The organism is Pseudomonas sp. SWRI99 (assembly GCF_014270125.1).
GTDB classification, from domain to species: domain Bacteria; phylum Pseudomonadota; class Gammaproteobacteria; order Pseudomonadales; family Pseudomonadaceae; genus Aquipseudomonas; species Aquipseudomonas hamedanensis.
The window spans coordinates 14,892-30,146 of record NZ_JABWQR010000045.1 but is presented as its reverse complement, the minus strand read 5'-3'; the positions used below and the strand labels follow the sequence as shown (position 1 = coordinate 30,146).

Annotated in this window: 10 protein-coding genes, 1 tRNA gene and 3 pseudogenes; 5 read left to right on the top strand and 9 right to left on the bottom strand. The window is 55.3% G+C overall.

Annotation, left to right across the window (positions count from 1 at the left end):
* Window positions 1-95: 95 nt before the first annotated feature.
* On the bottom strand, window positions 96-608 hold the full coding sequence (locus tag HU743_RS25905; RefSeq protein WP_186652109.1) for a cell envelope protein SmpA: 513 nt from the start codon (window positions 606-608) through the stop codon (window positions 96-98).
* A 320-nt stretch (window positions 609-928) separates the two neighbouring features.
* Here HU743_RS25905 and mgtE point away from each other — a divergent pair, with 320 nt between their 5' ends.
* Window positions 929-2,371, top strand: a complete 1,443-nt coding sequence (gene mgtE / locus HU743_RS25900) for a magnesium transporter (protein ID WP_186529805.1) — start codon at window positions 929-931, stop codon at window positions 2,369-2,371.
* A 157-nt stretch (window positions 2,372-2,528) separates the two neighbouring features.
* On the opposite strand, the gene HU743_RS25895 is transcribed toward mgtE, so the two are convergent.
* A complete protein-coding gene (locus tag HU743_RS25895) occupies window positions 2,529-2,855 on the bottom strand; it encodes an Arc family DNA-binding protein (RefSeq protein ID WP_010226671.1) in 327 nt (108 codons plus the stop codon).
* A 387-nt stretch (window positions 2,856-3,242) separates the two neighbouring features.
* Here HU743_RS25895 and phnN point away from each other — a divergent pair, with 387 nt between their 5' ends.
* On the top strand, window positions 3,243-3,812 hold the full coding sequence (gene phnN / locus HU743_RS25890) for a phosphonate metabolism protein/1,5-bisphosphokinase (PRPP-forming) PhnN (protein ID WP_186652107.1): 570 nt from the start codon (window positions 3,243-3,245) through the stop codon (window positions 3,810-3,812).
* Here the strand turns inward: phnN and HU743_RS25885 are convergent.
* Both HU743_RS25885 and HU743_RS25880 read right to left on the bottom strand, forming a co-directional pair.
* Window positions 3,787-3,966 carry a PA3371 family protein gene (locus HU743_RS25885; protein ID WP_186552340.1) on the bottom strand — a complete coding sequence of 60 codons (180 nt, stop codon included), beginning with the start codon at window positions 3,964-3,966 and terminating at the stop codon, window positions 3,787-3,789. The two genes, phnN and HU743_RS25885, sit on opposite strands and share 26 nt — an antisense overlap.
* Before the next feature lie 20 nt (window positions 3,967-3,986).
* Entirely contained in the window at window positions 3,987-4,214 is a 228-nt protein-coding gene (locus tag HU743_RS25880) for a hypothetical protein (RefSeq protein ID WP_186652105.1), read from the bottom strand.
* Between the two features lie 294 nt (window positions 4,215-4,508).
* On the opposite strand from HU743_RS25880, the gene HU743_RS25875 reads away from it, so the two are divergent.
* Window positions 4,509-4,585: transfer RNA gene (locus tag HU743_RS25875), tRNA-Arg, on the top strand.
* A 107-nt stretch (window positions 4,586-4,692) separates the two neighbouring features.
* Window positions 4,693-5,712 (top strand): toll/interleukin-1 receptor domain-containing protein, encoded by a 1,020-nt coding sequence (locus HU743_RS25870; protein WP_186652103.1) that lies wholly within the window; start codon window positions 4,693-4,695, stop codon window positions 5,710-5,712.
* On the opposite strand, the pseudogene HU743_RS25865 reads toward HU743_RS25870, so the two are convergent.
* A pseudogene (locus HU743_RS25865) lies at window positions 5,685-6,279 on the bottom strand (recombinase family protein). The gene HU743_RS25870 and the pseudogene HU743_RS25865 overlap by 28 nt on opposite strands.
* A 214-nt stretch (window positions 6,280-6,493) precedes the next feature.
* Here HU743_RS25865 and HU743_RS25860 point away from each other — a divergent pair.
* A complete protein-coding gene (locus HU743_RS25860; protein ID WP_186652101.1) occupies window positions 6,494-7,930 on the top strand; it encodes a hypothetical protein in 1,437 nt (478 codons plus the stop codon).
* 31 nt (window positions 7,931-7,961) lie between these two features.
* Here the strand turns inward: HU743_RS25860 and HU743_RS25855 are convergent.
* From HU743_RS25855 to HU743_RS25840, 4 genes and pseudogenes are all read right to left on the bottom strand, one after another.
* Window positions 7,962-8,299, bottom strand: a pseudogene (locus tag HU743_RS25855) (tail assembly protein); the annotation flags it as partial.
* A 35-nt stretch (window positions 8,300-8,334) separates the two neighbouring features.
* Window positions 8,335-8,751 carry a DUF5681 domain-containing protein gene (locus HU743_RS25850; RefSeq protein ID WP_186652099.1) on the bottom strand — a complete coding sequence of 139 codons (417 nt, stop codon included), beginning with the start codon at window positions 8,749-8,751 and terminating at the stop codon, window positions 8,335-8,337.
* 1,398 nt (window positions 8,752-10,149) lie between these two features.
* Window positions 10,150-10,888, bottom strand: a pseudogene (locus HU743_RS27395) (IS66 family transposase); the annotation flags it as partial.
* Window positions 10,889-11,031: 143 nt separating this feature from the next.
* The gene (locus HU743_RS25840; protein WP_186652097.1) at window positions 11,032-15,165 is read right to left on the bottom strand and encodes a CheR family methyltransferase; all 4,134 of its coding nucleotides are present in this window, start codon (window positions 15,163-15,165) and stop codon (window positions 11,032-11,034) included.
* Between the last annotated feature and the right edge of the window lie 90 nt (window positions 15,166-15,255).

Genomic DNA, 15,255 nt, shown 5'->3' with positions numbered 1-15,255 from the left:
CACTCGTAGCTCAGCTGGATAGAGTACTCGGCTACGAACCGAGCGGTCACAGGTTCGAATCCTGTCGAGTGCACCATATACCGAAAAGCCCGCGTTTAACGCGGGCTTTTTGCTGTCCGGGATTTGGCTTTTCCTTTCACGCAGCCTCTTTCATCAAAATCAATTTGAGCACTGCGGCCTCGCTTGAGGTCGTAACGATAGCTTGTGGTTGATGTGCGCGTATTGATCTTGTCCGGCTTGCCCAGCGCACTTTCGACGTCCCGCTGGCTCATGCCGGCAATGACCTGCTGGTTGATGATCGCTTCACGCCGCTGGCTGCTATCGATCAGGTTTCCACATTTATGTTCGGCGCCGCCGATGATGCCCGGTTCGCGCCCCCTGTCTTTCATGCCTGTCACGGCTTCGTGATTGAACTCCGGCATGATCGCGACCCAGCCGGGTGAATAAGGATGAACCTGCTGAAGAGAAAGCTGCTCGCCGGCTGCGCAGCTCATCGAAGTAAAGGTGACGCTGCCGTCAGACGCTTGGCAACGATGAAGTGTGGTGGCTGTGGAAGGCGTGGTGTGGAGAAGGGCGGTCAATAGGATAAGTGCTGATTTTGATGGCATTGGATGTCCTCCATGACGATCTACGCTCAAGGGTAGTCGCTACTTTTTCCATTGCCGGTGTGTTTTCTTTTCAGGATGAGTCGTCGCATTTGCACCGATCAGGAAGGCGCTCAGGTTTGTTGTGCAAGCGCTTGTTTCAGCCGTGATTTTTTAACGTTTTAAACCGTCAGGCGTGTATCATTGCGCCCGTCAGCCCCGCCGGGGCTTGTGGAAAACTTCCATGGACTTACCCAGTAGATATTCAGTACCCCGTTTTACCAATCATGAATTGACTGATTGATCCTTCCGGCGTGCCCCGCTGCTGGGAGTGGAGTTCGCCTATGTCCGAAATCGAAGTAAAGAAAACACAGGAAAGCCTGCAGGATCGCCTGGCTCAAGTCGTTGAGCTGCTGCAGCGTCAGCGTGTTGTTGAAGACCTGACTCATCGCCAGGAAGGCCCGCATCACGACCGGGTCGAAAACCTGGTCCACCGGCAAAATCTCGTCGAGTTGCAGCGCAAGCTCGACGATTTGCACTCCGCCGACGTCGCCTACATTCTCGAAGCCTTACCGCTGGACGATCGCCTGACGCTCTGGCAACTGGTCAAGGCTGACCGCGACGGCGATATTTTGCTTGAGGTATCCGATTCCGTTCGGGAAACGCTGATCGCCGACATGGACGATCACGAGCTCCTGGCTGCGGCCAAGGACATGGATGCCGACGAACTCGCTGACCTGGCCTCCGAGCTGCCGCGAGACGTCGTCCATGAGCTGATGGAGAGCTTGGATAATCAGCAGCGCGAGCGTGTCCGCTCGGCACTCTCCTACGACGAGGACCAGGTCGGTGCGCTGATGGACTTCGAGATGGTGACTATCCGTGAGGACGTCAGTCTCGAGGTGGTGCTGCGTTACCTGCGTCGTCTCAAAGAACTGCCGGGGCACACCGACAAATTGTTTGTGGTCGACTACGACGGCGTGCTCAAAGGTGTTCTGCCGATCAAGCGTTTGCTGGTCAACGATCCGGACAAGCAGGTCGCCGAAGTGATGGCCAGCGATCCGGTGAGTTTCCATCCTGACGAAGACGCCTACGACGCCGCTCAGGCGTTCGAACGTTATGACTTGATCTCGGCCCCGGTGGTCGACAAGAACGGCAAGCTGATCGGCCGTCTGACCATCGACGAAATGGTCGACCTGATTCGTGAGGAGAGCGAAAGCGAAGTCCTCAACATGGCGGGTCTGCGTGAAGAGGAAGACATTTTCGCGTCGGTGTGGAAATCCCTGCGCAACCGTTGGGCCTGGCTGGCAGTCAACTTGATCACGGCATTTGTCGCCTCTCGGGTGATCGGTCTGTTCGAAGGCTCGATCGAGAAGCTGGTGGCGCTCGCCGCGCTGATGCCCATCGTGGCGGGTATCGGTGGCAACTCGGGTAACCAGACGATCACCATGATCGTGCGCGCGATGGCACTCGATCAGGTCAGCACCGGCAATACGTCGCGCTTGATGCGCAAGGAGCTGGCGGTCGGCTTGATCAATGGTCTGGTCTGGGGCGGAGTGATTGGTGTCGTCGCCTATCTGCTGTACGGCAGCTGGTCGTTGGGCGTGGTGATGACTGCGGCGATGACGCTCAACCTGTTGCTGGCGGCGCTGATGGGCGTGTTGATCCCGATGACCTTGGCGAAGATGGGGCGCGATCCGGCCATGGGCGCCAGTGTGATGATCACCGCGATGACCGACAGTGGCGGCTTCTTTATCTTCCTGGGCCTGGCGACAATCTTCCTGCTCTGACTTGCCGCAATGAAAAAGCCCGTCAACACGACGGGCTTTTTTTTGTGCCCATTCGATTGGTGGTGATTACCTGTGGCGAGGGGATTGTGGTTTGCGCGCCAAATCGCAGGCAAAAAAAAGCCAGCAATCATGCTGGCTTTGAGGTGTTCTGTACAGCTCAGGACGCGTCTGCGGCCATTTCGGCGTCGTGGGCGATCAAGGACACCAACGCATTTTGCTGACGGTGAGACAGCTGGCGGAAACGTTGCAGCAGCTCGCGCTCGTGCAACGACAGCTCCGGGCTGTCCAGACGCATGCTCAGCTCTTCGCCCAGTGCGCCTTCCTGAATAAGACTCTGCTCAAGGCGCGCAATGATTTCGGAGTTCATGCTGCGATGGTGATTGCGAGCCACTTCGGCAATGCGCTCACGCATTCCGTCTGGCAGACGTACGACAAACTTGTCAGCCGTACGGCTGGAATAAATTGCCTGTTTCATTGGGCGCATATATTTAACCGGTTAGTTCAGGGGAGCGGTTCTCGGAATTGGCCGCAGGATGTGTGGTAGGACAAGCATCCGCGCCAAATGGTTCAACCTGAATTGTTAAGAGGCGCGCATCATGCCTCAAAATTGCCAGATCATTGGCGTCAATTCTGTGACAAATATTGAGCTGGGTAAAGGCGTAATGCCAGCACCAATCATCAGAAATGCGGACTGGTTTGAAAGTTTCGCTGAGTCCGTGTCGCTGATCGCTTCGTGCTGCACATCAATGGATGCCCAAAGGCGCCAGAACGTGCATGCTATGCGGCCTTCTGTCCTGTCTGTTCACTTGTACAGGATAGTGGCAATTTGCCGATTTACTAGGGCGGACACGCGTCAGAAGGCGTTTTCAGGATGGATGGCAAAGTTATTTATCTGATGGGGCCTTCTGGTTCAGGCAAAGACAGCCTGATTGACGCGGCGCGTGAGCCACTGGGGGCGTTGGGTTGCCAAGTGATGCGCCGGGTCATTACCCGGTCAGCGGAGTCGGTTGGCGAAGAGGCGGTTGGGGTGAGCCCGGAAGAGTTTCTGCGCCGTCAGGATGCGGGTGAATTTTCCTTGGCCTGGGAAGCCAACAGTCTGTCTTATGGCATTCCGGTAGAAATGGATGAACGGTTAAAAACCGGCTGTCACGTCTTGGTCAATGGCTCACGCGCAAACCTGCGGCAGGCGATGGAGCGTTATCCGACCCTTGTGCCAATTCTGCTGACTGTCAGGGATGAGGTGTTACGTGAGCGCCTGCGTCGGCGTGGCCGCGAGACCCCGGAGCAAATCGATGCGCGGCTAGCGCGCAATGCGCTGTTCAGGGACCGCAGAGCAACGGATACACCGGTGCATTTGATTGATAATTCCGGCGATCTGGCAGACGCCGTCAAGCAGTTGCTGGACTTGATCCGGCTTAGCGCAGGACCGGATCGAACTTGATTTTGCGCCCGGCCACCAGCGCCAGCACGAACAACACCGCAAACACGCCACAGCCAACCAGCGGCAAGGTGATTTCGGTGTCCTCGAACAGCGCAAAATGCATGACGCCACTCAATAAGGCGAGGATCAGAAATCCTGCGGCTGATTTGGACATGCTGTACTCCTGAAGATGTTTCAAAAAACCAGACGTTCGGTCGTTTGAGTCGAGGCATGCTCGGACTCGCTGACCACTTGAGCGGTTGAGTTGCCCCGATCGCTCAATACCGCCCACTGCGGCGCCTTCTGCACCTGTAAATAATGCGGCACACGCTTGGCCAGAGGTTCGGTTGTCTCGGGAACAAAATGAAAGCCCAGCAGAATCGCCAGAGCAATTGCGTTGGCAAGCAAGAGGCTAATGTTCATGAGCGCACCCCGATGTTCTTTATGAGAACAGGCAAAGCAGCCGTCGTGCCAACAGTCTAACCGCTCTGAAGTCCTTTAAAAACAAGCATTTGAAAGGTTTTCTAGCCGGCGTCGGGTTGCAATCTGCATTGATGGCCTTCTGCGGCAGTGCAAATTGCACGGGTAAATCTTCCCGCAGGATTGCAGGGCGCCTGCCTACACTTAAAAAGCCCTACGGACGACATGACAAAATCAGGCCCTGCCGTTAACATGCACGCCGTCTGTCGCGCCACGTTCCATGCGCGCTGCGCCCGTGTCTCAGTAGCTCAATTGGATAGAGCATCCCCCTCCTAAGGGGAAGGTTGCAGGTTCGAACCCCGCCTGGGACACCATATAATTCGAAGCTTCCCGTCGTTCTCCTCACCATCTCTTAGCTTCTGTGGGTGCATGGTGGGTGCAATTGGTGATCAAAGTCGCTCTTGATCTTTAGAGGTTGCTTATGCCAAATGCTTCCGAAGGATCACCGTTAGTTAGCGTCTTCATCTCATATTCGCACGACAGCCGAGATCATAAGGAATGGGTTGAGGTCCTCGCTAGACGGCTTGAGTTTGACGGAATTCACGTCATTCTTGATCAATGGGATCTTCCATCCGGAGGGGATCTTCCGCGCTTCATGCACTCCATGGCATCCGCGGATAAAGTGATTGCCGTTTGCACACCTACCTATGTCTCCAAAGCCGACTCAGGCAAGGGAGGGGTTGGATACGAAGCAATGATTCTCACCGCACAGCTCATGAGAAATGTAAAGCTGGAGAAAATCATCCCGCTCGTCCGTGTACCTGTCATAGATGGGGATAGCGTGCCGATATTTCTCACTTCTAAAGTGTATGTCGATTTCCGGAATGATCCTGAATTTGAGCAGAGCTATGCTGATTTGATCCTTGATATCTATGATCAGCGAATAAATCGGCGTCCTGTGCGCGGCCAGAGTCCGTTTCAAAGCCTTTCGCCCTCGACAGTCGCTGCCGCAGCTATTCGTTCTATGAAAGAAAGCAAATCACAGGCTTTGGCACCAGTGGCTACCGACGGCCTGGAAAAATTGGTTGCAGGTTTATCCGGTTTTGCGTCATCAGATCTGGAGGGGGTCGTAGATTTCGACTACTCCAACAACAATGGCGAATTTTTATGCGGCTTTGGGAAGCTAGACTTCCTCACTAAATGGAGCAGCGCTTCTAGCACCTCGATTCACGTCTACAGCGATCCTCACAACATTGCTGGCGTGGCGATTGCGAGAGGTGCGAAGGAAGCTCGAGAAGTCGTTAATCCACAGAGCTGTGATTTCTCCTCTCGTACACGCACCCCTATGATCGGTGAAGTAGTCGTCTTCAAAAATACAAATGGATTTTTTATGGCTGCTAAGATCGAGAAGATAGAAAGTTCTAGTAGAGGTAGCGTAAACGATAGGCTGGTGTTCTCTTACGCCGTTCTGTCTCAGATGGGCTCTATCCGGGCAGGCTGAGTCAATACTGAGTGTTTTATCCTAAGCACCGTAGTTGTTGAGTAGTTAGCGTGCCTAGCCGTGGCGCGAATACCCAGGCCGGCGTAGAGCAGTTCAGAAACGCGCTTGTGCAGATCCTGATCGACTGGTCGCCCTTGGTACTTTGCCTGCGGCTTTTGCTTTTTCGATGCCCTGGGCCTGTCGTTCGCGCCGCTGCTCGTAATCCTTGCGTGCAATCGCCGCCATCATCTCCACTAGCATTGAGTTGATGGCGCCCAACATCCGCCCGGTGAACTCGTCCCCCTTTGTGTCCTGCATTCCTTGGTGGCTTGTCGGCAAGTCGAGAGCGACAATGCGCAAGCCCTTGGAGTCGATCGCGGCCTTGAGCTTTTGCCAATCCTCCACAGGAAGGCGTGAGAGGCGGTCTATCGACTCCACCAGTAGGACGTCGCCCTTTCGCGCATCTTTGAGCAGGCGCAGCAGCTCAGGCCGATCTGCCGACGCGCCGCTGGCGTTCTCTAGGTACATGCTCGCGATCACCTTGTTGTGGTCGGTGGCGAATTGCTCGAGCGATGCCCGGATAAACATAATGTGCTGTCCGTATCAGTTAAGGTGTTCTACTAATACCGTTGCACTTTGAGTGTTACTTATCAAGCGAGGAGGGCAATAAAGCCGAATTTGTGTGTATCAGCTCAGGCATACGCAAAAACCATGCTCGGAACCTGAGCTTCGATCCTAGATACTACCTGTGCCTTTGCAGGCCTTGGCGGGCTGACGTTGAACTTAGTAATTGGGAGGAGTGATGGAGCGAAAATTAACAGGATTGTTTCTCGGCGCGGGAGCCTCCTATAACGTTAGTATGCCTCTTGTTTGGGAACTTACGACAGAGCTAAAAAACTGGTTAACAGTTGAAAAGCTAAAGCTCTTTAACGCCGGTTGGAGAGAGGAAGGCGGTGGTCATCCGGACGAAGTTATAGAGGACTTTATATCTGTCTTGTCAAGAGATGATTTGCACTATGAAAGTATCTTGGGCTATCTGGAAGTTCAATCTAGAAGGCAGCGATCCTTGTCTTCTGATTATCACTCGCTGTATGCATGGCTTGTACAAATGATTTATTTCACGCTTTACTTTAAGCACGTAAAGGGTGCTGATTTTATTGTTAAGAATTTGGAGTTGTATAGGGGGGTTGTGCACCTGTACGAAGAAAACACGCCTTTATGGGTTTTTTCCCTAAATCACGATTCGATCATTGAAATGCTCGCAAAGAAATTTTCTATCCCTCTGTTCTCAGGGTTGAATTCCAGCGATATGAAGTTGCCTCGCCGAAATGGTGAAGGGGAAGTAATAGGGTACATAAAAGTCGAGACTATCGATCAGCAGACGCTTGATCATGGCGCGATGAATTTTCCAAATCCTGGTGAGAAGGGGATTTACTTATTGAAACTTCATGGCGCTCTTGATTTGTTCGCATTCAACGATGGTAATGATTTGTTGAAGCTAGTCCCTGACGAAGAAACGCCAGAGGCTGTGATCTCTGTTCTGAAGGCCGCAAATGAGGAACTGGTGTATCTAGCGTCAGGCGCTCCAGGTGGTATAGCGAGAGCTTTAAATGAAATCGCCTACGCGGATTCAGATGGAGAAATGCAGTTCTTACGCCGGAGCTTGCTTTCCGGTGCTCGTAAGTTTCATGAGCATGGTTCTCAGGTCCTGCCAAAGTCAATGCTGAATCACTTTAGAGCGAATATAAATTTTTTAACTAACTTGGTCTGCGTAGGTTATGGGTTCGGTGATCATCATGTAAATGAGGTGCTTAAAGGGTGGCTGGAGTTTTCGTCAAAAAGATCGATGGAAATCGTGAACCCTGGTATCGCACAGGTGCCTTCTTTTTTGTTGCATGTCGCTCCTCAGGTTCGGATTATCGACTCTGGAGCTGTCGAGTATTTTGACTCTATAGCCGGTATCGAAAGAACGCCGCTTGAACTTATGTCAAAAGAAATTGCCGCTGCTAGTCGTAAGGTTGGCCCTCAGCGAAGCGCTCAAATACTTGAGGATTTTCGCCTAGCTGAGGAGCGCCGAACTGACGAGGCCTTAGCTCATGCGCTGGAACTTTATCAGAGTATGGAGAGCTGCAATGAACAGGATGTTGAAAAACTAGTGGAGCGTTTGAGAAGCGAAATAGGTGTATCTGATAAAGATTATTTTAGTCGGCTTCTCGCTCTTTTTAATGCTGGTGCCTAGTAAATGTAGTTAATAATTGGCGCCGGTCAACTTAAGTTTTGTCTTCAGCATGTATAGAGGCGGAGATAATAATCCCGCCCCACCTGCGTTCGCCGATGCAGATCTGCACCGGGTTTCCGCTGGCCGTGGTGTTCTTGGCGCTGCCGAAGGCATAGGGCGGGGAGTTTTCCGGAAATGAGCTTTGCTTGAGACCAGTAGCCTGTGGCCTGAGCATCTGAATAACGCCGCCGGCCGCTAGCGCAATGCCACGTGCCAGTGTCGCGCCGTTTGTTATTGAGCTCATGGCAATCAAAACCACGCCGAGACAGTTTGAAATAGGCCCGCGCGCTTGCTGCCAGCTATCACCAGGACTATCCGGATCTCCTGGGCGATCCTTTGCAGTTCTGCTTTCAATGACTTGATGCTCATTGCTGCATTCCCTCCATTTGCGTTCGGAGTTCTTCGACGGCCTTTTGAAGCTCTGCGACCTCGATCACTCGGGCGACGGCGCCCAAGCCTTCGATGAGCGATTTGCCTTGGTCGGGCGCGAGTTGTCCGCCGGCAACGGCACTCATGATTGATTTGGCTGCGCTCGGTAGGTCCGTATCATCGAGTTCAAATTGCCCCGGCTCGGAGGTCGGTTTGATTGGCGGGATAAGGCGTTCAAGGATCAGTCTGCAGGCTTGCATATCGCCCTTCTTGGCAGCCGCGAGCACCTTCTTTGTAACTGCGTCCGCACCCTCGGCAAGTCGTGCGCGAAGCTCCTGTGTTTGCCCGGAGCGCCCACCTGGGTTGCCTGACCGCCCGGGCTTCCATTTCCAGCTCTTGTCGCGCTCAGTCATGCGGCGGGCGATTCCATGGCAATGACCGGTTTGTTTTCCGCAAGCGCGATGAAGAGGGCGGATGCCTGGATGCTTCCTTCGCTGGCAGCGTCGCGCAGGCGACCCCACGCCGCGGCTACCTCTGAGCGAGTCGGTTTGTGTTGTCGACCTCGAGCGGTCTTGGTTGTGTTCATGGGATGGGCTCGAGTGGATTTGAATAAGCTTCAAATCCACATTAGGCATGAACTGATTTTATATACAGTGTTTTTTAGGTGTACCTAATGTGCTACGCGTAACAGGACGGAATGGGACTGAAATAGTTGGTTTTGCTGGTCGAGAAGGGAGAGTTTTTGTTGCAATAAGTTGGCGACAACCAAAGTGATACACGGCTGAACTTTCAGCCCAGTCATTCATCCTGCAATGAAGGTTGGGAAATTGCCGTGGAGTGGCGGGACTTTCTCAACTTGAGGAACACCCCCAATGGGGGAAGTTGAGCGATCCACCCCCCTTGGGGGCTGGACCTGACCTCCCATTTCGGTACGGCATGTGCCGCGACACGTTTTGCGAATTATGAAAACGTGTCGCGTACGCGATGCGCTCAGTTTTGAGCACATCTTCCCCCAGCGGGGGAACACCCCGGATATGAGGGGTTTCGAACTACCGAGAACCTCGGGGGGGGCGCGACCAGGAAAGTGAGTAAGTGCCACTTTGGTCTGGAAGGCTCAAAGGTGGAGTCAGGATCACAATTGAGTGCGCCTGCTCTAGCCTGCTGTCAGGGCCTAGGGAGGGATGCTCAGTTATTCAAACAAAAAGCCAGGGAAGCGGTTACGGGGAATGACTATTGGCTCGATCGCTGGAACGCCGCGCCGGCCAGCGGCATTTGTATAAGCTCTCAGACTCCGGCCTTCCGGAGCGGTAATGAGCACTTGATAAGATTCTTCATCCGCCTCCGCACTATCCTGTCGCGCTGTGACCATTCGATGCAGCTCAGCGGCTTCAAGACCACATACTTCCTGCTCCTCGACGCATACCAAACACACGAACACGTGGCGGTAGTGCTCTTCGGCGTCCTCAATGTATCCCATCTGCTCGGTAGTGAACGTGAACTAATATTCCCCTGTCGGCTTAGGCTCGCTTCCGTACTTCAGAAAAATACAGGTGTTGTCATTTATCAGGAATGCGTTAGTCACCTTTTCCCCACGGATTCTTAGGGGGTTGATCGCAGTGAATCGCTCATGCTCGGCAATTTGCATCAGTGCTGCGCCGAGTGTTTGATGCTGAGTGCGGATTTTCATCGGAGTCCCTCGATTGTTATTAGACGTTGGGAATTTCACTCATGGAGCGCAGGAAAGCAAATGGCTATCACGAGTTTTTTGTAAGCGCTCCATGAACCCCACATTTTAAGGGGGGGATCTATGGCTATCTTGAAATTTTCGGCTTGCAGTTCCACGGGAGCAAGGCCTCGAAGTCTTCTACGCTCGAGGCTTGTGGCAGGCGCTCAAGTGCGTGGCGCAGCCACGCATAGGGCTCTTGGCCGTTGGCTTTAGCCGTCTCGACCAAACTGTAAAGTTGAGCGCTGGCCATCGCGCCTTTGGGCGTGTCGCTGAACAGCCAATTCTTGCGCCCGATTACGAAGGGTCTAATCGCGCGCTCTGCCGCATTGTTGTCAATCGGCAAGTAGCCGGCTTCGGTGTAGCGCACCAACTTGATCCAGTTGCTGGCTAGATAACTGATGGCTTTCCCAGCGCGTTTTGCGCCGTCACCTGAGGCTGCGTTTTCTACAGCCAGGCGTGTAACTGCGCCAAGACCGGCAGGCTGTTTTGCTGTCGACCTTCATGGCGATGTTTATCGCCGACGTCTTTTAAATCCCGCTCGATACCGTACAACTTGTTGATCAGACTCAGGGCTATATCAGCACGCCCAGGTTTGCCCTTGGGTTGCACTTTTTGCGCCTCGACAAACTTACGTCGCGCATGTACCCAGCAGCCTAAACGTTCGACACCAGCTTGCGCGCCCAAGGCGTTATAACCAGCGTAATCGTCGGTCATCAGATAGCCGCGATAACCTTCGGCAGGCGCGACGGAACCTCCTGCGCCCGGCTGGTCGAGTAGTCAAATAAGATAACGGGCTGATCCGGTGGCCCACCGGTTTGCACCCAGTAAATACGGGGTTTGGCTAGTGTTTGTTGGGGTTTGGATAGCCCTCCTAGGGGAAGGTTGCAGGTTCGAACCCCGCCTGGGACACCACCCTTCAACACCGGAAAGCCCCCCCGCAATTCCTTTGCGGCGGGGCTTTTTGCATTTATAACAACTGCGAGCGGCGCAGGGCGTCGATGGCCTCTATCAGGTCATCGTAGGCCACCGGTTTGCCCAAGTGCTGATTGAACCCGGCTTCGCGGGATTTCTGCACATCGCTTTGGGTGCCGTAGCCTGTCAGGGCGATGGCCGGGACGTTTTTCACCATTGGTAATTTGCGCAGCGCGTCCATCAGCTCATAGCCGCTCATCACCGGCATGCCCAGGTCGGAAATGATCAGGTCGAATCGGGTGTTTTCGGCTGCTTTCAAAGCTGCCACCGGATGATCGAACGCCGTGACCGTGGCGTCTTCCATTTCCAGCAGCATTTTCAGAGTGTCGAGTACTTGCGGCGAATCATCCACCAGCAGGATCTTTAGGCCGTCGAGCTTGCCGGATGCCGGTTCGATCTGCGGTGCCTCGGCGGTTTCGATGTTCTGCGCCAACGGCAGGCACACGGTGAAGGTGCAGCCGGCGCCCAGTCCCGGCGAGCTCACCAGAACCGTGCCGTGTTGCGCCTCGGTCAGTTGCCGCACCAATGACAAACCGATGCCTAGCCCTTGACGCTGATGATGGGTGTGTTGCTTCTCCGCCTGGCCGAACAGGTCGAAAACATGTTCGAGGTTGTCGGCCGCGATGCCGACGCCGTTGTCCTTGATCGCCAGTTTTGCCATGTGCCCGGCCTTGCTGGCGATCAGTTCGATGCGCCCGGTCGGGGGGGTGAACTTCAGCGCGTTGTTCATCAGGTTCCAGATGATCTGTTCCACCCGGGTCGGGTCGGCATGGATGATCAGCGGCTCTGTCGGCAATTGCAGCTCGACTCGCGTGGCGTGCTGCTCGTTCAGCACCACGGTATGAATGTCGCGCAGCACGGCGCTGAGATCGACGTGAGTCATTTGCAGTTTGAGCTTGCCGGTGCGCACGCGCGCCACGTCGAGCAAATCATCGATGATCCGTGCCTGGCTGTTGACTGCGTCACAGATGGTATTGACGGCCTTGGTCGCCGGCCCAGCTGTGCGAATCATCGGCAGGCGACGCAACAGCTCGGCGTTGAGCTGAATCAGATTCAATGGATGCTTGAGTTCGTGGGACATCACCGCGAAGAATTCATCGCGCAGGGAAATGCTGTTGCGCGTCTGCAACAGTTCCTTGCTCTGCTCGTCCTGCTGGCGTTTGTGCCCGGTCAGGTCGCGGGCGATCTTGACGTAGCCTTGCAGGTAATCGCCACTGAGCAGGGTGACTTCGCCGCTGCAGAAGAAGCGGCTGCCATCCTTGCGCTGATGCCAGCGCTCGTCTTCGGCGCGCCCTTGCGCCCGGGCCGTGGACAGCTCGCATTCAGGCATGCCGGCGGCGCGGTCTTCAGAGGTGAAAATGAAATCGTAAAACGCGCCCTCGGCCTCGGCCTTGCTGTAGCCGAAAATCAGCTCGGCGCCTTTGTTCCAGCTGGTAATCACGCCTAATTCGTCAAGAATGATGATCGCGTAGTCGCGGGTGCTCTCGGCGACCAGGCGCATGCGCTCTTCGCCCAGGCGCAGTTCTTCCTCGGCGGCGCGGCGTTTGGTGATGTCGATGAAGGTCAGCACGGTGCCATCGATATGGTCTTCGCTGGAGCGATACGGCAGCAGGCGGGCGATGTACCAGCGGTTATCAGTGCTGTTGACCTCGCGTTCGATCATGCTCAGCGACTCGAACACCTGCGCCGCGTCTTCGGCCAGGTTGGCGTAGTTGAGCCGATGGGTGATATCGAGCAGCGAGCGCCCGGTGTCCACCGGCAGCATGCTGAAAATATCCGTGGCCCGCGGGGTGAACCACTTGATGCGCATGCTGCGGTCGACAAACACCGTGGCGATGTCGGTGGAGGCGATCAGGTTGGTCAGGTAATCGTTAATCTTGTCGGTTTCTTCGACCTTGGTCTTGAGCTCGTAATTGACCGTCAGCAGCTCTTCATTGATCGATTGCAGCTCTTCCTTACTGGTCTCCAGCTCTTCGGTGGCCGAGCGCAACTCTTCGTTGATCGCCTGCATTTCTTCGTTGGAGGCCTTGAGCTCTTCGCTGGAAACCTCCGATTGTTCGATGGTGTCTTGCAGATGCAGCTTGGTGCGTTGCAGTTCGCGTTCCAGGTTCGACAGCACCTGGCTTTCGGTTTGCAGCAGCGTGGTGGTGGCGAATTCGTCGGGGTCGATTTCGGTTTCTTCGAAAATCACCAGCACGCATTCGCTGTCGGACTCTTCGTCCTTGTACGGCTGCGCGATCAGATCGACGCGGAACTGGCGGTCTTCACGCTTGAGTATCACCTCGCGCGAGCGCACGGTGAGGTTGCTCTGTTGCACCTGAAACAGCGTGGTGCGAATTTCCAGGCGCAGTTCCGGCAGGATCAGCGTCAGTACGTTGCGCGACAATTCACCGCCGACATGGCGCAGAAAACGCCCGGCGCTTTCGCTCATGTGCAGGATATCGGCGTTGCTGTCGACAATGATGCTCGGCGGCGCCGAACGTTCGATGGCGCGTCGATGAATGTCGGCGAAGGACAGCTTGGGTTGTTCGCTCGGCTTGGTCTGCGCAGGCGTCACGCTGTTGCGCACGTAACCGCCGCGGGGCATGGTCGGGGTGCGGCGGCTGTTCGGCGTACCGGTCCTGGCGCGGAAGATACGATTACGTTTGTCCACCGGGGCGAACAGTTCATGGCAGGCGTCAGCGCTTTCCGAGGTGCCGAGAAACAGAAAGCCACCCGGTCGCAGGGCAAAGTGAAACAATTGCAGGATTTCGCGCTGGACTTCGCGATCCAGATAGATCAGCAGATTGCGACAGCTAATCAGGTCGATCTGCGAGAAGGGCGGATCGGATAACAGGCTGTGTTTGGCGAACAGGACTTTTTCGCGGATTTCCTTACGGATCCGGTAATGCTCATCGTCCTTGACGAAATAATGCCGCAAGCGCGTCGGCGGAACGTCGGTGACAATGGCTTGCGGATACAGGCCGGCACGGCCGACGGCGATCGCGCGTTCATCGATGTCCGTGGCGAAGACTTGCAGGTTGGCCTTGCTGCTTTGCACCTGCAACTGGTCGTCGAGCAGAATCGCCAGGCTATAGGCCTCTTCGCCCGTCGAGCAACCGGCCGACCAGATACGTACTTCCTCCTTGTCATTGGAGTCCGCCACCGCTTGCACCAATTGCGGCAGCACGTCGCGCTCCAGCGCTTCGAAGGCTTCGCGGTCGCGGAAGAAATTGGTCACCCCGATCAGCATGTCGCCGAGCAAGGCCTTGGCTTCATCCGGGGTATTTTGCAGATAGGCATGGTATTGCGAAAGGTCGGCCTGGGCTGTGACCTGCATGCGCCGCTCGATGCGGCGCAGCACGGTCGCACGCTTGTAATGTTTGAAGTCGTGACCGGTGCTGCTGCGCAGGTGGATCAGAATATCGTGCAGACGTTGTTCGGCGAGGGTCGCTTCGTGTTCGTTGGCCGGTTTCAAGGCTTTCAGATCCGGATCGTTGGCGCAGGGCAATTTAATGACTTGGGAATTGCGCCACAACTCCATGAGTTTTTGTGGCATGTCGACCACCGGCAACACCAGGTCGGCCATGCGCGTTTCGATGGCGGCGCGCGGCATGCCGTCGAATTCGGCGTCTTCCGGCACTTGCACCAGCGTCACGCCGCCCTGTTCCTTGATCCGCGACAGGCCGACCGCGCCGTCGGAACCGGTGCCCGACAGCACCACGCAGAAAGCCCGTTCACGGTGCACATCGGCGAGGTCGCGGAAGAACAGGTCGATGGCCGTGTGGCGGGCCAGTGGCGAGCCGGCGTCGCTGACGCGTAAATAGCCATCACTCATCGACAAGGACTTCGCTGGGGAAATCACATACACCCGGTTTTTTTCAATCGGCATGGGCTGGGTCACCTGCACCACCGGCATGCGCGTCGATTCCTGGATGATATTGTCGGCAATGCTTTGATGGTCCGGAGACAGATGCAGAATGATTACAAACGCCATGCCGGTGTCTTGGGGCATGTTGTCGAAAAACAGTTTGATCGCCTGCAAGCCGCCCGCAGAGGCGCCGATGCCGACCACCGGGAAATCCAGATGGCTGGGGCTCACGCCTTTGCGCTCAGGCGCTGCACGCGAGGAAGGTGTTTTCGAGGTCATGACTTCGAGCCTTTGACGGCGACACGTCAGGTCGCGAGTGGATCATAAATCGCACGGGTAACTGCGCAGGATAATCCTGTTTGCCGATTT